The sequence below is a fragment of the Bradyrhizobium liaoningense genome, assembly GCF_018130825.1.
Taxonomy (GTDB): Bacteria; Pseudomonadota; Alphaproteobacteria; order Rhizobiales; family Xanthobacteraceae; genus Bradyrhizobium; species Bradyrhizobium liaoningense_B.
The window spans coordinates 661,604-678,836 of the sequence record NZ_JAFCJS010000002.1; the positions used below are offsets into that span (position 1 = coordinate 661,604).

General features: G+C 65.0%; 18 protein-coding genes and 2 pseudogenes. 9 read left to right on the top strand and 11 right to left on the bottom strand.

Translation table 11 applies throughout. The annotated features are described in order from the left end of the window. Positions 1-107: 107 nt before the first annotated feature. Positions 108-590, bottom strand: coding sequence for a hypothetical protein (locus JQ603_RS38505; protein WP_433996637.1), 483 nt, complete (start codon positions 588-590; stop codon positions 108-110). Between JQ603_RS38505 and JQ603_RS38030 the strand changes: the two are divergent. Then, positions 589-797: pseudogene (locus tag JQ603_RS38030) on the top strand (GNAT family N-acetyltransferase); the annotation flags it as partial. The gene JQ603_RS38505 and the pseudogene JQ603_RS38030 sit on opposite strands and share 2 nt — an antisense overlap. An 88-nt stretch (positions 798-885) precedes the next feature. On the opposite strand, the gene JQ603_RS11540 reads toward JQ603_RS38030, so the two are convergent. The 3 genes from JQ603_RS11540 to JQ603_RS11550 form a co-directional block, all read right to left on the bottom strand. Next, positions 886-1,164 carry a hypothetical protein gene (locus tag JQ603_RS11540; RefSeq protein WP_212339576.1) on the bottom strand — a complete coding sequence of 93 codons (279 nt, stop codon included), beginning with the start codon at positions 1,162-1,164 and terminating at the stop codon, positions 886-888. Between the two features lie 27 nt (positions 1,165-1,191). Next, the gene (locus JQ603_RS11545; protein WP_212339578.1) at positions 1,192-1,380 is read right to left on the bottom strand and encodes a hypothetical protein; all 189 of its coding nucleotides are present in this window, start codon (positions 1,378-1,380) and stop codon (positions 1,192-1,194) included. Between the two features lie 110 nt (positions 1,381-1,490). Continuing rightward, the gene (locus JQ603_RS11550) at positions 1,491-2,324 is read right to left on the bottom strand and encodes a DUF3313 domain-containing protein (RefSeq protein ID WP_212339580.1); all 834 of its coding nucleotides are present in this window, start codon (positions 2,322-2,324) and stop codon (positions 1,491-1,493) included. Between the two features lie 187 nt (positions 2,325-2,511). Here JQ603_RS11550 and JQ603_RS11555 point away from each other — a divergent pair, with 187 nt between their 5' ends. Both JQ603_RS11555 and JQ603_RS11560 read left to right on the top strand, forming a co-directional pair. After that, complete coding sequence (locus tag JQ603_RS11555) at positions 2,512-3,174, top strand: TetR/AcrR family transcriptional regulator (RefSeq protein ID WP_212339581.1); 663 nt, start codon at positions 2,512-2,514, stop codon at positions 3,172-3,174. Between the two features lie 40 nt (positions 3,175-3,214). Next, a complete protein-coding gene (locus JQ603_RS11560) occupies positions 3,215-3,712 on the top strand; it encodes a GNAT family N-acetyltransferase (protein WP_212339582.1) in 498 nt (165 codons plus the stop codon). Positions 3,713-3,725: 13 nt separating this feature from the next. On the opposite strand, the gene JQ603_RS11565 is transcribed toward JQ603_RS11560, so the two are convergent. Beyond that, entirely contained in the window at positions 3,726-4,097 is a 372-nt protein-coding gene (locus JQ603_RS11565; protein WP_212339583.1) for a cupin domain-containing protein, read from the bottom strand. A gap of 194 nt (positions 4,098-4,291) precedes the next feature. On the opposite strand from JQ603_RS11565, the gene JQ603_RS11570 reads away from it, so the two are divergent. Together JQ603_RS11570 and JQ603_RS11575 are read left to right on the top strand one after the other, a co-directional pair. Further along, the gene (locus tag JQ603_RS11570; protein ID WP_212339584.1) at positions 4,292-5,464 is read left to right on the top strand and encodes a hypothetical protein; all 1,173 of its coding nucleotides are present in this window, start codon (positions 4,292-4,294) and stop codon (positions 5,462-5,464) included. A gap of 236 nt (positions 5,465-5,700) precedes the next feature. Further along, complete coding sequence (locus JQ603_RS11575; RefSeq protein ID WP_212339585.1) at positions 5,701-5,934, top strand: hypothetical protein; 234 nt, start codon at positions 5,701-5,703, stop codon at positions 5,932-5,934. 148 nt (positions 5,935-6,082) lie between these two features. Here JQ603_RS11575 and JQ603_RS11580 read toward each other — a convergent pair whose 3' ends face one another. Both JQ603_RS11580 and JQ603_RS11585 read right to left on the bottom strand, forming a co-directional pair. Next, positions 6,083-6,310 carry a hypothetical protein gene (locus JQ603_RS11580; RefSeq protein ID WP_212339586.1) on the bottom strand — a complete coding sequence of 76 codons (228 nt, stop codon included), beginning with the start codon at positions 6,308-6,310 and terminating at the stop codon, positions 6,083-6,085. Between the two features lie 200 nt (positions 6,311-6,510). Further along, entirely contained in the window at positions 6,511-7,407 is an 897-nt protein-coding gene (locus JQ603_RS11585) for a LysR family transcriptional regulator (RefSeq protein WP_212339594.1), read from the bottom strand. 150 nt (positions 7,408-7,557) lie between these two features. On the opposite strand from JQ603_RS11585, the gene JQ603_RS11590 reads away from it, so the two are divergent. Beyond that, a complete protein-coding gene (locus tag JQ603_RS11590) occupies positions 7,558-8,031 on the top strand; it encodes a cyclophilin-like fold protein (protein WP_245003551.1) in 474 nt (157 codons plus the stop codon). A 26-nt stretch (positions 8,032-8,057) separates the two neighbouring features. After that, a pseudogene (locus JQ603_RS11595) lies at positions 8,058-9,069 on the top strand (zinc-dependent alcohol dehydrogenase family protein). 38 nt (positions 9,070-9,107) lie between these two features. On the opposite strand, the gene JQ603_RS11600 reads toward JQ603_RS11595, so the two are convergent. From JQ603_RS11600 to JQ603_RS11615, 4 genes are all read right to left on the bottom strand, one after another. Further along, complete coding sequence (locus JQ603_RS11600) at positions 9,108-9,347, bottom strand: hypothetical protein (RefSeq protein ID WP_212339596.1); 240 nt, start codon at positions 9,345-9,347, stop codon at positions 9,108-9,110. A gap of 41 nt (positions 9,348-9,388) precedes the next feature. Next, positions 9,389-10,513 carry a DUF2336 domain-containing protein gene (locus JQ603_RS11605; RefSeq protein WP_212339598.1) on the bottom strand — a complete coding sequence of 375 codons (1,125 nt, stop codon included), beginning with the start codon at positions 10,511-10,513 and terminating at the stop codon, positions 9,389-9,391. Positions 10,514-10,740: 227 nt separating this feature from the next. After that, positions 10,741-14,373, bottom strand: a complete 3,633-nt coding sequence (locus JQ603_RS11610) for an AsmA family protein (protein ID WP_212339600.1) — start codon at positions 14,371-14,373, stop codon at positions 10,741-10,743. 154 nt (positions 14,374-14,527) lie between these two features. Further along, positions 14,528-15,760, bottom strand: coding sequence for a cytochrome P450 (locus JQ603_RS11615; protein WP_212339601.1), 1,233 nt, complete (start codon positions 15,758-15,760; stop codon positions 14,528-14,530). Between the two features lie 126 nt (positions 15,761-15,886). Here JQ603_RS11615 and JQ603_RS11620 point away from each other — a divergent pair, with 126 nt between their 5' ends. Both JQ603_RS11620 and JQ603_RS11625 read left to right on the top strand, forming a co-directional pair. Next, a complete protein-coding gene (locus JQ603_RS11620; RefSeq protein ID WP_212339602.1) occupies positions 15,887-16,498 on the top strand; it encodes a TetR/AcrR family transcriptional regulator in 612 nt (203 codons plus the stop codon). 258 nt (positions 16,499-16,756) lie between these two features. Further along, the gene (locus tag JQ603_RS11625) at positions 16,757-17,149 is read left to right on the top strand and encodes a hypothetical protein (RefSeq protein ID WP_212339603.1); all 393 of its coding nucleotides are present in this window, start codon (positions 16,757-16,759) and stop codon (positions 17,147-17,149) included. Positions 17,150-17,233: the final 84 nt, after the last annotated feature.

A 17,233-nucleotide genomic window follows, 5' to 3' on the forward strand; every position in this document is an offset into this window, starting at 1 on the left:
TGGCGTGCATAAGTGCTGCGAACCATCTGAAGTTTACGCGCGAGGGGATTCCTGGCCCGTACCAAAATGGCAACACTCCGGCCCCATCGCTATGCACGGAAAGGTGCTTAGTCGTCATCTGAAGCGCCGGGTGCAGCGGCGCTGTCCTGTTCGTCGGCAAGCCAGGCGTTGATGCCGGAGGACGGGATCAGCCGCTTCGGGAGGTGGGGGTTGATCGTGCCTGCAAAGACGGAAAGTCCCTCATCGCGCTTGGCGCGCGCAAACAGCTTCGCCTCATGCTCAGTCGCGAAGGTCTTCGTCTCACGCGGACTGCGTTGTCTCGGCAGAATGCCTCGCTGTCGCACTTCGAAGGTGACGTACCAGGTCGGAATCATTGCGCACACACCAACATGCCAGCAACCCCTGAGGTCGCGTTGTGGTGTGGCCATGATTCCGCGTGCTTGATTCAGATCAAGCTGCCACTGGGCCACTTTCATGCGAGCGCCAGACGCGCCGGGATGCGAGCCGGGCGTCGGTTGACCCGCCGGGCAGACCGGCACGATGGCATCATCAAGATCGCGACCGGCTCCCAGGCGACGAACTGTTTCCATGGATCATTCCAGCGCCGACAGACCGACCGCCGAGCGACTGCGCCAAAACCACCTCGCCGACCTCGTCGCGCTGCATCTCGATACCGAAGTGTCACGCTATCTTGGTGGCGTGCGCTCGGCGAAGGCGACGAAGACCTGTCTCGAAACATGGCCCATTGGGACCAGCACGGTTTCGGCCTCTGGGTGCTGCGCATCTTCGTAGGAGCGAAGCGAAACCCATCACGCTTCGAGACACTCAGAAGCAATGATGGGTTTCGCAAGAGCTCTAGCCATCCGGATTCCTATTTCCGGATTTCTATTTCGGTTTGGCGCTGACGCGCTGCGCCTGACGTTGGGCTGCGGTCAATTCCGTCTTGATCCTGTCCTGCTCCCCCGCGGGGATCAAAGGTTCATCACGTTGAGGCGGCAGATCATGGACTGGAAGATAGTCATGCACGGTGCTTGAGGCGGGCTGCCGTTGCGCGGCATGGCTGTCGGCGACATCGTCCCGGGCAAGCGTTGCACATCCGCCGAGCACGAACAGCATGAGCAGGACGGCATGACGCGCCAACAAGGCGCAGAACTCGATACGCACGATTACGCTACCTGATGTGCGGTGACGTCAAACCTCGGCAAAGAAAAGCAGATACAGGCAGCCCAGGATTGTCGGCAGGAACGCCAGCGCAATCCAAATCCAGAAATCGGTATCGAATACCGCCTCTGCCTTGCCGCTCTCGTGACTCGCAGGCAGTTGCGCGCGATGCCAGGCGGCATCGGCCACGAAGAGAGGACGTCGGGGATCGTTTCCCATGCTCATGTCCAGCGCCCGTCAGCGGGAAAAAAGTGACGCCATCGACAAGACGATGAGCGTGGTGAGGATGCGCCCGAGCGTCGCGAGCAGGATGGTCAGAAGAAAGCGCTTCATCGTGAGGCCGTTTGTCCTTCGTTAATTGGCGTCGGCGAGGGCTTCGCGCCGGAGTCCGTCCACGAGGGCGGCATGCCGAGCTGCTGGCCGACGAAACCGGTCACACCGGGAAATCTGCCGAATTGCTCACAGGCGACGTATTTGGGCGCGCCGCCGAAACGTGGCCCCACGCTCTCGACCGGAGGCAATGCAGGCAGTCCTCCGAAAGGAGACTCACCCGTCAGCATGAGCTTGGAGAAATCCGCGCCGAAATCCGATGCAAGGTCATAGGCGTCGCTCTCGTTGGCGATGCGCGGCGAATTGGTGATCGAATTGGCGCCACGCGCCCAGACCATCGCCGCCTTCTGGAAGCCGGCGAAGTCTCGTGCCTCGGCCTCGACGGACAGGCTGCCGAGGCCGACCGGCAATCGCGGCACCGGCACGGGCACGCCGGGCAACGCCACGGTCTTCGCGACCGCGGCAGCTTTCGAGGCCCCTGCTGCCGTCTCGCTGGTCGGCGTCGCATGGGTCACCGTGGCTTGAGTCGTCAGGTCCGCATCGTCGTCGGTCGAGACGATGCGAAACTTCTCGCTCAACCTGAGACAGAGCTCGCGGCTGATCGCATTCGCGACCAAGGCTCGCTCCTTCTCGTTGAGAGGCACCCCGGCCCGCGCCGGAAACGTGGCGGGCGCGATCCGAACGGTCTTTGCAGCGAGCAGGTCCTTCTTGCTCGCCCGGATCTGCGCCTTGGTGATCAGGCCATCGGCCTCCGACAGGCGGTCATAGCTTCGAAGTGAACCCGCGCGATCCAGCGGAGCTGTCGCGCAGCCCGCGAGCGTCAGCGTCGCCATCGTGGCCACGTCCGCCCAGCACAAACGCGAAGAGATACGCACCACAGGAACTCGCGACGATTATTAGACTTATCTCTCTAATAATCGGTCCGGGCCTCTTGTCAAGAATAATAGAGTTACCTCTCTATTTTTGGCGTAGCCGCGGTCAAATTGTGGTAAGCGCTTGTCAGAATTGGAGACGCCGATCGTGCGAAAAGTGGACCCCGTCAAACACGAACAAAAGCGCCAGGACATCCTCGACGCGGCGTTTCGTTGCTTCATCAAGGACGGTTTTCACGGGGCGAGCACGACGGACATCTGTGCCGCGGCGAAGATCAGTCCCGGGCATCTGTATCACTACTTTCCGAGCAAGGAGGCGATCGTCGAGGCGATGGTCGATATCGGCCTCGCGCGTGCGACGGAAGAGTTCGGCAAGATATCGGCCGCGCCTGACTTCATCGAGGCCCTGATCGACTATCTCGAACGCGGCAGCCTGCGGCATCGCACGGCTCAGGTCCTCAGTCTCGATGCACTGGCGGAGGCCGCCCGAAATCCGCAATTCGCCGGGATCGTCAAGAAACACGCCAGCGTATCGCGGAATCTTCTGGTCGATTTTATCGGTATGGCGCAGCGCCAGGGGCAGATCGATCCGGAGCTGGACCCGGCTGCTACCGCCAACATTCTGCTCGCCATCATCGACGGCGCGCGTGCGATGCCGATCCGCACACCGTCATTGGACGTCGAGCAAAGCCTGGCCCATCTGCGAACCATGCTGTCGCGCTTCCTGAAGCCGCCGAAGGAGGTGTCAGTGCACGTGCGCCGCGTCACCGGCAGCAGGAACGCGGCCTTGAACACAAACCGGAAGAGATAACCGGCGACAACGCGATCAAAGCAGGGCAACGATCCAGTTCATGGACCACTTCAGCTCAAACAGATTGACCGCCGAAAGGCTGAACGAAAGTCATCTCGAAGACCTCGTTGCGCTGCATCTCGATGCCGAGGTGTCGCGTTATCTCGGCGGCGTTCGCTCGGCGGAGGTGACGAAGACCTATCTCGACGTCAACATGGCCCATTGGGACCACCACGGTTTCGGCCTCTGGGCGCTGCGAACGAAGGACGGTGCGTTCGCCGGGCGGGCGGGCATCAGGCACATCCTCGTGGATGACGTGGACGAGATCGAGATCGCCTACGCGTTCACGCGCAGTGCCTGGGGAGTGGGATTTGCCAGCGAGATCGCGAGCGCGATGACGCGCATCGGGCTGTCACAGCTCGCGCTGCCCTCGCTCATCGGCATCGTCCATGTCGACAATGGCGCATCCCGCCGCGTGCTGGAGAAATCGAATTACCTGTTCGAGCGGAGCACGAACCGCTACGGCAACGACGCCGTGATCTATCGTATCCAGCGGTGAGAGCGCAGCAACCTCACGGCTCCATCGTGTAGGAGCGCCCGGGTTCGAGCGCGTAGATGGTCAGGAAGCGGAGCGGACGGTCCGGGTCGCAATTGCGAAACAGGGTGTGCGGAATATCGGCCCGATCCTGCAAGGTCTCGCCCGCCCGGTATTGTCGCGGCTCGTCGCTGCCATAGGCGGATTCGGCGACACCTTCGACGATGTAGATCGCACCCGCCACGGGATGCCGGTGAAGCGGCGCTGTGCCGCCGGGCGGATAGGTGACCTCGACGACCATGAGCTCCTGCTGCTTGCCGGGCAATGGGAGACGTTCGAGCACCTTGCGTGTGACACCGGCAAACCCGGCCTGCCGGGCGCCTGCGCGACCGTCGCTATGTTCATCCATGGAGCACCTGACTCTTTCGAGGATTGAGTTTTCTTCGTCTGGCGACTAGCGCAGGACAACAAAGTGGCCGATTTCCGGTTCAGCGCCATGTTGCGCTTTTCTCGCCTTACGTGCTATCTCGCGATCATGCACCCAGTACGCTCTTCCGGTTGCGCACGTTCGTGAGACCAGGGTTGGGGAAATCGACTGTGAGAGTGGATTGCATTTACTTCGCGGCGGCCGCAGCCATTGTCGGCTGGATTACCTGGGGATCGACGGCAAGAGCGGACTGGGCAAGCTGCCAAAGCAAGCCGACACGAACCTGCCTGCTCGAAGAGGCCCTGCGCGGCGATCAAGGGCCGCTCGTCGGCAAGGAACGTCTTGATGTCCTTGCTCTGACCAACTACCGGAGCCATCCCCAATATTTGACGGCCGCGGATATTGACGAGGCGAAGCGGCAGCTCATGAGCCAGCCCGCCTCGCAGCCGGCGTCGCGATGGCAGTATTTCGCAGTGGCGGCGACGGGGCTGATCGCAGCCGACCAGGTCCAGGAAGCGCTAGATCTGATATCGGATCTGGATGCAGGGTGGCGCAATAACGCTCTGAGTGAGGTGATCAGAGCGCTCATCAAAGCCGACAAGCTGGACGACATCCCCGTCTTCGGCAGGCCAATGGTGGCCGATCCGCGACACGTCTTCAAAACGGCCGTGACGATGCTGGCCGAGCAAGGCAAGATCGAGCAGGCCCTGGCCTTCAGCGCCCTTTATCCGGCCGGCGCGCCCGACGCGGACACGCTGGAAGCGCTGGGAGTGGCCTACGCCAAGCGCGGCGACCAGAAGATGGCCGCGCGCTTCTACGACAAAGCGCAATCCGTCGTGGAGCAGCGAGCGCCCGGTGTGGTTCAGGACCACACCGACATGGAGCTTCGTTTCGATCGGATTATATTGCGAGCGGCGCGCGGCGATACCGACGGTGTCAAGGCCGCGCTGAAGGAATTGCCCGCGGTGTCGGACAAGCCGTCCAATTGGGTCGAGATCAACCGCAATGCGGGCTATCAAAGACTCATCGTGATGCTGTTGCGGCTCGATAATCCCAGGATGGCGGCCGACATCGCCAACTCCACGCCGCAACGCTACAGGCCGTTCAGCCTCTTGAATATCGCATTTTGGGATGCCGAGCATGGCCGGCTCGAAGAGACCCGTGAGGTCCAGACCTTTCTGAAGGACGAGACCGATCCGAACATTCACCAATCGCTTCTTCGCGCCCTTGCCGTAGCAACGGCAAGGTCCGGTGACGTCACAGCGGCCATCCCGATTGCCGAACAGGTTAGCGATCCCGTCAGGCGCCGTGCGGTCATTTTCGAGCTCTCAGAGAGCTTGCCGCCGTAAACCGCCGACGTGCTGATTTGCGGCTCTGTTGGCCTGTGGGGCTGGAACCGGCTCGGCCCTTCGACACCGGCATTCAGCGCCACAAGCGGAACAAAAGAAACCCAACGAACGGCAGTCCATGCGGCTGCGATGACGCTGGACCTGAACAGCCGTTCAAGAAAGTTTCTTGCCCGTTCCTGCAACAGGCGATGGTGGCGGTCGTTGTCTCGCGACGGACGCAAACCAAGGAGGAACAGATGAAGAAGCTGACTTACGCTCTCGCAGCGCTAGCGACGCTTGCAATCGGTACCCCCACCATCGCCAATGCGGCCGGATTCGGCGTCTATGTCGGCGGCGACAGGGACTATTATGACGGCCCCCGCGCGCGGGTCTACCAGCATGACCGCGGCTGGCACCGTGGCTGGTACCATCACGACCGCGACTACGACCGCGGCGTCGTGATCCGTCGTTATCATCATTGGGACGATTAGTGCGCGCCAGCACGATCGAACAAGGAGGCCCCGCTCGGACGGGGCCTTTTTGCTTTTTGCATTGGACGCACGGAAGACGCCGCCAGGCACGGCAGCCTCCTAGCTGGCATCAGATCGCCCTGCGTGGCCTATCAAATCACTTGTGCCGCTACTTCGTGTAGCCCTGGCTCGTGCACCACCACATGGCGTCGGCCGACGTCGAGCCATGCTCTATGACGTATTTGCGGCACGCTTCGTAATTGACGGCGTAGCGCTTGGCACACGGGACGGAGGAAATCGTGCCGCCGCTCCAGGAGCACTTGTATTGAGCATTGGCTGCCGGCATCGACAGGGTTGTGACAGCGAGCCCGACGACGACAAACGCGAAGGTCTTCATGACTATCTCTCCCAAATCCAGGGATTAGCGAGCGCTATCCCAAGTGGTACGATAGCATGCTTTCGACTGCGCGAGATGGACGCGTGCCCATTCGGGATCGAAGAGGTGCCTTGCGGAAATGCCGGCTCTCACTCCTCCGGCAAGCCAGCGGAATGCGAGCGCGATCCACGACGTCTCGTCCTCCGCCGGCAGCATCCCGATCAGTCGCCGCGATGGCGCAGCGCATCGACGATGACCTTGAAGGCGGGCGCGTTCTGGCGGCGGCTCGGATAGTAGATGTGGTAACCGTCGAACGTCGGCGACCAATCGTCCAGCACCAGCATGAGGTCACCCGAGGCGATGTGCTGCCGCGCGATGTTCTCCGGCACATAGGCGATGCCGTATCCCTTCAACGCCGCGTCGGCCTGGGCGTAGGAATTGTTGAACGTCAATTGTCCGTCGACGCGGACGCGAAGCTCCTGGCTGCCTTTCGCGAACTCCCACGCATACAGCCCGCCCGCCCGTTCCATGCGGAGGTTGATGCAATTGTGCCGCACGAGCTCATGAGGGTGGGTCGGCGCGCCGTGCTCGGCGAAGTAGCTGGGTGAGCCCACGGCCACCAGCCGCCAGTCCGGCCCGATCCGCACGGCGACCATGTCCTTCTCGACGCTCTCGCCGAGGCGGACGCCGGCGTCGAATCCCTCCTCGACGATGTTGCGAAATCCACTGTCGAGGCTGACCTCGAGCTTGATGTCCGGGTAGTCCTTCAGGATCGGCTGGAGCTTCGGCCACACCACGCTGTGAAACGCATGGTCCGAAATCGTCATCCGGATCCGCCCCGAGGGCTTGTCGCGGAATGCCATGAGGTCGGCGATGTCGGCCTCGATCTCGGCGATGCGGGGCGCCATCGACAGCCGCAAGCGCTCACCGGCTTCGGTGAGACCGACGCTGCGGGTCGTGCGCGTCAGGAGCCGGATGCCCATCTGGTCTTCCAGACGCTTGATGGTGTGGCTCAGGGTCGACTGGGCGATGCCGAGCTTGGCGGCCGCCTTGGTGAAACTGCGTTCCCTGGCGACGGTGAGAAACCACAAGAGGTCGTTGAAATCGTGCCTGGCCATCGCTGTCCGCCGCTGAAACCATCCATTTATGCCGCAGGTCGATTAATGCAAGCGGACTATTCCATCTAATCGGGGTGCGAGCGGAGCGCTATTTCAGCTGCCACGGATGGCCGCAGCCTGGCCGCCGTCCCGACCACAGGCGCACGCATCATGTCCAGACACTGCCCCACGCGCCGCACAATTGTCGGCGGCCTCGTGGCCATCGCCGCAGTGCCCGGCTCCGTCGCCGGCCTGACCGCGACGAACGCCTCCGGTCAGACGGGAGCAGCAAACATGCAGATACGATGCGCCTTCGACCGCCATAGCTTTACGGCGACTCTCCTCGACATCCCGCCCGCGCGGGACCTCGTCGCTTTGCTGCCGCTCGACCTTGCCATCGAAGATTATTCGACCAACGAGAAGATCGCCTATCTGCCGCGCAAGTTGACCGAGAACGGCAGCGGGCCGTTCACGGACGAGGCGCCGGGCGATCTCTGCTACTTCGCGCCCTGGGGCAATCTCGCCTTCTTCCACGGCAACTACCGCTACTCCAACGGGCTGATCCGTCTCGGCCGTCTCGACGGTGGCGCTCAGCCCCTGCTCACGCGCGGAAAGTATCCGCTGCGGATCGAGCTTCTCTCCTGACGATCAAACCCCGAAAGGATACGACCATGCTGGCAACGCTCATGTACGGTCCCGGCGACGTTCGCTGCGAAGCGGTCGACGACCCCAAAATCCTCAAGCCGACCGACGCCATCATCAAGCTGTCGGCGACCTGCATCTGCGGCTCGGACCTGTGGCCCTATCGCGGCCTGCAGCCGACCGACGGCCCCGCACATATGGGCCACGAATATTGCGGCGTCGTGGTCGAGATCGGGAGCGAGGTGAAGACGGTGCGACCCGGCCAGTTCGTCGTCGGCTCGTTCTGCATCTCCGACAACACCTGCCCGCATTGCCGCTTCGGCTTCCATTCCTCCTGCGTGCAGCGCGAGTTCATGTCCGGCGCGCAAGCCCCCTACGCGCGCGTGCCGCTGGCCGACGGCACGCTGGTGGCGACCGCGGAGCTCCCATCGGCCGATCTCATTCCCCATCTGCTCGCGACCTCCGACGTGCTCGGCACCGGCTGGTATGCCGCCGACGCCGCCAATGTCCGCGAGGGCTCGACCGTCGTCGTGGTCGGTGACGGCGCGGTCGGGTTGATGGGCGTGCTGGCGGCGAGGGAGATGGGCGCCGGGCGGATCATCGCCATGAGCCGTCACGCTGCGCGGCAGAAGCTCGCCACCGAGCTCGGGGCGACCGATATCGTGGCCGAGCGCGGCGAAGAGGGTATTGCCCGCATCAAGGACCTCACCGGCGGCGTCGGTGCCGATTCCGGAGTGCGTCGGCACGCAGCAATCGATGACGCAGGCGATCGCCTGCTCACGGCCCGGCGGGTCGATCGGCTATGTCGGCGTGCCTCACGGGGTGACCTTCGAAGGCGAGGCGATGTTCTTCGCGCAGCGGCGCATGCTCGGCGGACCGGCGCCGGTCCGGCGCTTCCTGCCGGACCTGATCGAGCGCGTCCTCGCCGGCAGGATCAAGCCGGGCAAGGTGTTCGATCTCAAGCTGCCGCTGTCGGAGGTGGCCGAGGGATACCGCGCCATGGACGAGCGGCGCGCGATCAAGACGTTGATTACCGTGTGAGGATTTCGCTGCGCTCGCAATGACGGTGTGGAAGCAGCTTACCTGAAATACCCCAGCACGAGATCGACGTCCGAGCTGCGGGCTGCCATGCCGTTCAGCTCGGCGTCGATGACGCGGCGGCAGGCCTCGATCGCGGCGTGGTCGCCGAGGTCGTTGGCGGCTTCGAGCACGAGCCAGGCGGCGTCCACCGAGGCCTTGTCCGGTGCTCCGCCGCCGATGTCTGCGGCGACCTTGTTGAGGCTCTTCTTGCGAACTGCGGTGCCGAATTGAGGCAACATCTCAAATACTCCCCTCTCGAATTCCCGCTCAGTTGACCTGTTCAATGGACCTGGAGCTCGGGCTGACGGCCCGAGGCGGAATCGGCACCCGCGCTGTTCTTGCGCGACTGGTAGAATTTCAGGATGCTGCGCGACGTCTCGATCTTGAGCCGGCCGTATTCGCGCTCATTGTCCTGGAGGTCGCGCGCGGTGATCAGATGATCCTTGGCGCCGAGGAACAGCAGCGACATCGTCGTGTCCCAGGAGAAGTCGAGCGCCTTGCACAGCACCAGCAGCATCTCGCGGTTGCGGTCCATCAGCGCGCGTTCGATCACGTCGACCGGCAGCGCCGACAGCAGCGACAGGCCGATCTGCACCTCGTCGAAGCGGTGCTGGCGCGCATAGCTCGCGATCGAGTCCTGGTTGAGGTTGCCCTGGCGGTACTGCGTCGTGACCACGCGCTTGGCGACGAAATAGCTGCGCGAGGACGGGCCGAACTTGGATTGCAGATCGCCGGTGACCTCGGTCACCGAGCTCTGGATCTGCGCCATCATCTCGGGGCGTTCGGTCCCGAGACGGCGGCGGACGTCTTCCGACGCCTTCGCGATCAGCTGCTGGAAGATGTGGCGCGGCACGTCCTTGCGGAGGCCAAGCTGCTCGGCGAGGATCGAATCGCCCTCGGCGCGGCGGACCATGTGCAGCAGGCCCGAGCCGGAGAAGCGCGCGCCCTCGTTCCTGGCGACCGACGTCACGACCTCCTGGTTGCCGCGCTTGACCAGCACGTCGGTCACGGCCTCGCCGATCGACTGGCGCTGCGAGATCGCCAGCAGATGCGCCTGGCCCTTGGTCAGGGCGCTCTCGACCAGCATCTTCTCGTCGATACGATTGGAGTCGCGCAGCACGGGACCGGCAACCTCGATCTCGTCGTCCAGGGCGAGCTTCTCGATGACGTTGAGCGGAGCATGATCGCACGCCGACATCAGCTCCGAGAGCTGCGCCCGCGCGGCGACCTCGATCTCTTCGGCGAGGCGGCCGATGACCTCGCCGAACATGCTGATCTCGTCGTCGCTGTAGCGGCCGGTGATCAGAATGTCGGTCGCATGCCACAACGCGCGTGCCCGGCTTTCGTCGGTGCCGCGCGCGATCGCGTCGTCCAGATCCTGCAGAAGCGATTTCGCCCCGTTCATCTCGATACCCCAGTTCTTGGTCGTCTTTGGCGAGCCGTCCCGCCCGTGCGGACGCGACGCCGAATTCCTCTGGGAACGACGCTAGAGATGAAACGCGAGAATTCGGTAAAATCGGCAAATCAGTTTTGCCGACGAAAATTCATTCAAATGCGAGGGGATGGGTTAACCGCCGGGCAAGCTGCGACGCCTCGCCCGGTGAACACCGAGCGCTGCGGGAGCACCGTTGACTACGGATTCTGCGGCACCAGCACCAGCGGCGGTTTCGGCCTGGGCTTTGCGGGCGCGGGGCCCGGCGCCGGCCGCACCTCGATCGGCGGCGGCAAGGGCGCGACCTGCTGGCTTGCGAGCGGCGGGCTCGCAAGTGGCGGGCTTGGCGCGGCGGGCGCGGCCTGCGGCGCCTTCGGCATCGGCGCGGCCTTCGGCTTGGACGGCGGCACCCGGCGCGGATCCTGACCGGGCAGCGGCACATTGACCGGCGCCGGCTCGGGCGCTGCATCCGGAGCGACCAGCGTCGGCAGCGCGGCGGTGGCCGGCGGCGGCTCGCCGCGCTCGATCGCGTCGAGCCGGCGTGTCTCGCGGTCGATCGTGCGCACCGCAAGCCATGACGACAGCGGCGCGAGATCGACGGTGCGGCTGAGGCGATCGGGAGGACCTGCCGCGAACAGCTGGATCTCCGGCGGCGCGCCGGAGAGCCCGGTCATGATCGGCGTCAGGCTGGCGCGGATGTCGGCCTGGTCGGCAGGAATGTCGTAGCCGCCGGAGACGATGGCGCGGGCATTCTTGGCCTCCAGCGGCGTCGCACCGACGCGCAGCCGTCCGTCGCGGATGGTGAACGGGATCTGCGCCGAGGCGACCGCAATCGGGCCTGCCGACAGCGCGGGCTCGACCAGCTGCCGCAGCCGGTTGTCGTCACTGACCTGGCCGCCGTCACTGGCGCGGATGGCGATCTCGAAGGCGCGCGGATTGAGGCCGCTGATCTCGGCGGAGTCCAATGTCACGGTGCCGTTGCCGGCGAGCGCGCCGGTGAGCGCCGCGACGCTGCGGCCCTGGCTGGTCAGCGCCATCTGCACCGAGGCACGCCCCTTGGGCAGCGCGAGATCGCGATAGCGCAGCACGGTCGCATCGACATTGCTGAGCTCGATGCGCGCGTTCAGCGCGAGGCCGTTCGCGCCATTGCGCGCGTCGAAGCTCGCCGACACCTCGCCGCCGCCGAGACCACCCTTGAGGCCATCGAGCGCGAGCGACTGGCCGTCGCTGCGGATCATGCCGCCGAACGGGCGCAGCTCGATGCCGCCGGGCATCGTGCCGCGCAGCGCCTGGAAGGCGATGCGGCCGCGCCAGCCGCCGAGCAGCCCCGCACTCAGCGGCTCGCCCGCATCGCGTCCGGCCGCGCCGATCGCCTTTGCAAGCGCAGGTGCGAGGTCGAGCGTATCGAGGCCGATCTCGCCGTCGACGCTCTTCTCCGGGTCGAGCGTGACCGCGAGACGCCCGCGCAGATGCGAGCCGGCCGCGCTGCTGTCGAGATCGTCGAAAGTCAGGCGGTTGCCTGACAGCGTGAGGCGCGAGGACAGGTTGACACCCTGCACCGACTTGTCGGCCGTGCCGGTCCCGAACAGCGGCGCGAGGTTGACGTTGCGCACGCGCAGATTGACGCTGGCCTTGGGCTCCGACAGTTCGACGGTCCCTTGCGCATCCGCATCCAATCCGCCGCCGCTGAGCTTTGCGCTCAATTGCAGTGGTCGCCGCCAGGCGCCGCTCAAGCGGCCTTCGAACTGCGAGGCGCCCTCGCCTGCGGCCACCATGCGGTCGAGCCCGAGCAGGCCCAGCAATGCGCCGGCCTGCGGAGTCGACACCTTCGAGTCCAGCGTGAAGTCGCTGCTCCGCAATTTGTCGATATCGATGCCGTTGACGGCCGCCACCGGTGTCTGCGCGGCCAGTGTCGCATTGGCCTTGAGCTGCGGCGCGTCGAGATCGAGCACGGCGCGGGCGTCGCTGCGATCGGCATGCTCGGCATTCTTGTCGAGGCTGAGGTCGAGCTTCAGGCGCGTCGCACCCGGCAGCGACGGCAGGGCATCGAAGCGCGCGCGCACCGACGGCGCAAACGGCTCGATCAGCGCGGTGAGCTCGTGCAGCGAACCGGCGGAGGATTTCAGCGCGAGCTTGCCGGTGGCCCTGGTGCGGTCGAAACTGCCGCTCGCTTCCGTGGTCACGCCGCTGGTCTGGCCGAACCGCAACTGCTCCAACGACAGCGACGCCGGCGAGTAGCCGAGCTTGGCCGCGAACGGCCGCAGCTCCTGGCCGGCGGAGATGGCGCGGCCGATATCGAGCGACAGCTTTGCTTCCTCCGGCCATTCACCTTGCGGCCCCGCGAGCGCGCGGACAAAGCTCGCCGCGGCGTCGAGATCGAGCCGGTCGGCCTTCAGCTCGGCATCGATCCGCGAGCCCTTGCTCGCGCCGTTCTGGACGAAGGCAATCCGTCCCTCGACGGCGCCGCCTTCGATGTCGGCCTTCAGCCTGTCGACGGCGAGATGGTTGGCGGCGATGGTCACATCGCCGGCAAGGCGCAGCGGCCGCGCGCTGCGGCGGTTGATCTCGCTGCGGCCCAGCAGCCAGGCCACCAGCGTATCCGGATCGGACGATTCGACGTTGAGGCGGCCGCTGAAACTGTCCGCGCCTGGCGTTGCGCCGTTGAGCGAGAGCTGCGTCGTGCCGGGCGCGCGCAGCTCGAGCCGCCGGAAGGTCCAGGACCGACCGTCGGTCGCAAGCTCCGCCGCGATGTTCTGGAGCGGGCGGCCACCGAGCATGATCTGGTCGGAGTTGAACTCGATCTGCGCCGGGATCGGCGCCTGCGGGATCGCGGCAAGGCCCGCGCGCAACGCCGGCAGGATGCGCAGCGGCTCGGAATCGTTCCTGGCCGCCAGCCTGTCGGCATCGATCTGGCGGGCCGACAGCACCGCGCGCAGCAGCGGCGATGTACCGAACCTGAGGTCGCCGACGCCGCCAACTTTCAACGCGTTGTCATCACTGCCAATGTTGGCATCGATCTGGTCGAGCTTGGCGCCGGCCGGGTCGGCCTTGAGCTTTGCCGTGAGCTTCCACGGCGTCGGCCCCGCCTCGCCCGGCTTCTTCGCCGCGGGCACGGCGAGCGTCAGCGCGCCGTCGAATTTCGGCTGGCGGTTTTCGAAAGCGAGCACGCCTTCGAGATCGGCCAGGATCGCGCGCTCGCCAGGATCGACGTTGAGGTGCAGACGGGTGGCGCTGCCGTCGGCGCTCGGGCCGGAGGAGATGCGGAACGGATAGCGCGTGCCCGACACCTTGAAACTGCCGTCGCCGCGCACCGAGCCGGCGAGCGAGCGGACGTCGCCGGAGAACGCGATGTCGGTCAGCTCCAGCGTCGAACGGCTGGCGGCATCGTGCAAGGCGATGCGCCCGGTGAGGTTCACCCGCTCGATGGCGAGCGAGGCGAGGTTGAAGCTGCCGTTCGCGGTGGACGGCAAATCGACCCGCCCGCGCGCATCGAGGCCGAGATCGACCGCCATGCCGCCCACGGTCAGCTCGGTGGCGCGCCATTCGCCGCGCATCAGGGAGCCCAGGCTGAACTCGACGTCGAGCTTGTCGGCGCGCAGCCGGCCGAGATCGTTGTTGCCGCCGAATGTCACCGAGCGCAGCCGCAAGGTCGGCGCCGGCAGGAGCCGCGCGTCCAGCTCGCCCGCCACCCGCACCGGCACGCCGATGATCCGGCCGGCCTCCGCCTCGAACTGGGGCCTGAACTGGTTCCAGTCGATGAAGTAAGGCCCGATCAGCGCCGCCAGAAGCGCTAAGATGAAGGCAATCGCCAATCCGAGCAGCGTCGTCTGCACGGGTCTCCCCTCGGCCAAACCGGCACCCGGGCCAAACCTTGACCCCTGCAAACCTTGGCCTTGAGGCTTCAGGCGCGCCGGAACAGCCCCTTATATAGAGGGAAGTGTGGCGAAGTCACAGCGACTGTTGCGCGCGGAGGTTAACGCTGCGGCCTCACCAGCTGGCCGGAAGCTGCGTCAGGCCGCGCAGCACGAAGGTCGGCCGCCATTTCGGGTTCTCGACGTCGTCGATGCGCAAATCGGGCAGCCGCCGGAGCAGCGTCGCGATGGCGATCTCAGCCTCGATGCGCGCCAATTGGGCCCCGAGGCAGAAATGGATGCCGCCGCCGAAGGACAGCGGCTTCACGTTCTGCCTGGTGACGTCGAGCCGATCGGGGCGATCGGGGTAAACGGCGGGATCGCGGTTGGCCGAGCCGAGCAGGCAGAGCACGGTCTCGCCCTTGGGGATCTGCCTGCCGCCGAGATCCTCGATGTCCTCCAGCGCGACACGCCCGGTCATCTGCACCGAGGAATCGTAGCGCAAAAATTCCTCGATCGCGCCCACCATCAGCTCCGGCCGCGCCTTGAGCAGCGCGAGCTGGTCCGGATTGCGGTGCAGCGCCAGCAGGCCATTGCCGATCAGATTGACGGTGGTCTCGTGACCGGCGCCGAACAAGAGGATGATGTTGGCGGTCAGCTCCTCATTGGTGAGCTTGTTGCCGTCCTCCTCGGCCTGCACCAGTTGCGTAATGAGGTCGTCGCCGGGATTCTTGCGGCGCAGCTCGAACAGCTGCTGGAAGTACATCTGCGCCATCATGTTGCCGGCGTTGCCCTTGGCGATCTCCTCCTTCGAGAGCGGCACGGGGTCGAGCAGCCGGCCGCCGTCGCGCGAGCTCTTGTAGAAGACCTCGCGATGGTCCTCGGGAATGCCGAGCATGTCGCAGATGATGGTGACGGGCAGGCGGAAGGCGAAATCCTCGATCAGATCCATGTGACCGCGCGCGATCACGGCATCGATCGCCTGGTCGACGATCTCCTGGATGCGCGGCCGCATGTCCTCGACCCGGCGCGCGGTGAAGGCTTTTACGACGAGGCCGCGCAGGCGGGTGTGATCCGGGGGATCAGACTGCAGCATCCAGTGGCTCATGCTGCGGAACACCGGCTCGTCCATGATCTTTTCGCTGTAACGGCGCTTGGATCGCTCGACGAAATCCTTGCCGAAGCGCTTGTCGCGCATCACGAGGCTGACGTCGGCGTGGCGGCTGGCGACGAACTGACCGAACGGCGTCACATGGATCGGGTCGATCGCGCGCAGCCGGGCGTAATGCGGATAGGGATCGCGGATGAAGTCCGGCGACAGCGGATTGAACAGCGGATCTCCGCCTGCGGGTTGCACTTGCTCGTTCATGGTGACCTCAATCGGTTGCCGATGACACGCATACGCAAGGCAGCCCCTGCCCGGCGTAACCATCCCTCTTTTTTATCAACTCGATACATTGTTGTATCGAGTTGCATTCTGCCCTAAGCTGCGCCGATGTCAAGGGTGAGAACCAGGCCGACCAGGGACGATACGCGCGACAGACTGTTCGAGGCGGCCGCGCGCGTGTTCGAGGAGGACGGCATCGGCGGCGCCAGCATCGAGGCGATCGCGGCCGCCGCGGGCTTCACCCGCGGCGCGTTCTATTCCAACTTCAAGAGCAAGGACGAGCTGATCATCGCCATGCTCGAGGACCATGTCGAGCAATCGATCCGCCGCAACATGGACATCCTCGCCCAGCACGACAATCTCGACGATTTCATCGCGGCACTGAAGTCGATGGACCGCAGCAAGCAGGATCCGCTCGGCCGCGCGCCCCTCCTCCACATGGAGATGATCCTCTACGTCGCGCGCGCCGAGAAGCGTCGGCCCGAACTTGCCAAACGCCTGCGGGCGCGGCGCAAGCTCGTCGCCGACATCGTCGAGGCGACATTGAAGGGCAACGGCAAGAACGACACGGTGAATCCGCCCTGGATGGCCTCGGTCGTGCTGGCGCTCGAAGACGGCTTTCGCCTGCACCGGCTGATCGATCCGGAAACGACGCCAGCCGACAGCTTCTTACGCGCCATCACGGATCTGCGGCGAAGGACGGGACTGGCGTCGGACTAGGGCGGCTACGCATGTGCCAAACCGCCGCAGCCGGGAACAAACAGCGCGACGCGATCAACAAACGTCCGCGGAACAGCCGGCAGATCCCTTCAACCGTCGCGATCAGTCCTGAGGCGACCGCCATCAGGAGACGCGAGACCGTCGAGATGAACGCGCATTTATCTTCATGACTCTTTGCCTCTCCTGATTGCGCGCTTGCAACTTTTGCCCGTCGTTGATGTTGGCACCGCATCACAACGGCATCGAGGAGGACCGCACATGAAGACCGCGCTAGTTCTGGCAACCGTCGGTACGCTCGGCGTGAGCGCGGTGGCAGCGCCAACGCCCGCGGAAGCCCGCTGGCGTGGCGGCTTCGGTCCGGCGCTGGCAGGTGGATTGATCGCAGGCGCAGTGATCGGCGGCCTGGCCTCTTCCGCTTACGCGTATGGGCCGGGTTACGGCTACTATGGCGGCGGCTACACGCCGGCGTATTACGACGGCTACGAACCATATCCCTGGGGCGGCTACACCACGACCTACTACAGCACTGGTTATGCCCCGGCCTATTACGGGTACGGCTATCGCCGCGTCGTGCGTCCGGCCTACGCCTATTACGGCGGACCGTTCCCGCGTCGGCACTTCTATCACCATCGTTGGCACCATCACTGGTGATGTGAAGCGCCAAGACAGGCTCAGCACGGAACGCTGAGCCCTCAAGAATGACGCTCAGGTCAATGCCGTCCGGCTTCGACCGCG

What these genes read in the sequence shown, in the direction of transcription:
- JQ603_RS38505 (WP_433996637.1), bottom strand. Translation starts at nt 590, where the DNA reads ATGGAAACAGTTCGTCGCCTGGGAGCCGGTCGCGATCTTGATGATGCC.
- JQ603_RS11585 (WP_212339594.1), bottom strand. Translation starts at nt 7,407, where the DNA reads ATGGCCAGGCACGATTTCAACGACCTCTTGTGGTTTCTCACCGTCGCC.
- JQ603_RS11560 (WP_212339582.1), top strand. Translation starts at nt 3,215, where the DNA reads ATGGACCACTTCAGCTCAAACAGATTGACCGCCGAAAGGCTGAACGAA.
- JQ603_RS11565 (WP_212339583.1), bottom strand. Translation starts at nt 4,097, where the DNA reads ATGGATGAACATAGCGACGGTCGCGCAGGCGCCCGGCAGGCCGGGTTT.
- JQ603_RS11625 (WP_212339603.1), top strand. Translation starts at nt 16,757, where the DNA reads ATGAAGACCGCGCTAGTTCTGGCAACCGTCGGTACGCTCGGCGTGAGC.
- JQ603_RS11590 (WP_245003551.1), top strand. Translation starts at nt 7,558, where the DNA reads ATGTCCAGACACTGCCCCACGCGCCGCACAATTGTCGGCGGCCTCGTG.
- JQ603_RS11615 (WP_212339601.1), bottom strand. Translation starts at nt 15,760, where the DNA reads ATGAACGAGCAAGTGCAACCCGCAGGCGGAGATCCGCTGTTCAATCCG.
- JQ603_RS11550 (WP_212339580.1), bottom strand. Translation starts at nt 2,324, where the DNA reads ATGGCGACGCTGACGCTCGCGGGCTGCGCGACAGCTCCGCTGGATCGC.
- JQ603_RS11545 (WP_212339578.1), bottom strand. Translation starts at nt 1,380, where the DNA reads ATGGGAAACGATCCCCGACGTCCTCTCTTCGTGGCCGATGCCGCCTGG.
- JQ603_RS11605 (WP_212339598.1), bottom strand. Translation starts at nt 10,513, where the DNA reads ATGAACGGGGCGAAATCGCTTCTGCAGGATCTGGACGACGCGATCGCG.
- JQ603_RS11580 (WP_212339586.1), bottom strand. Translation starts at nt 6,310, where the DNA reads ATGAAGACCTTCGCGTTTGTCGTCGTCGGGCTCGCTGTCACAACCCTG.
- JQ603_RS11575 (WP_212339585.1), top strand. Translation starts at nt 5,701, where the DNA reads ATGAAGAAGCTGACTTACGCTCTCGCAGCGCTAGCGACGCTTGCAATC.
- JQ603_RS11620 (WP_212339602.1), top strand. Translation starts at nt 15,887, where the DNA reads ATGTCAAGGGTGAGAACCAGGCCGACCAGGGACGATACGCGCGACAGA.
- JQ603_RS11600 (WP_212339596.1), bottom strand. Translation starts at nt 9,347, where the DNA reads ATGTTGCCTCAATTCGGCACCGCAGTTCGCAAGAAGAGCCTCAACAAG.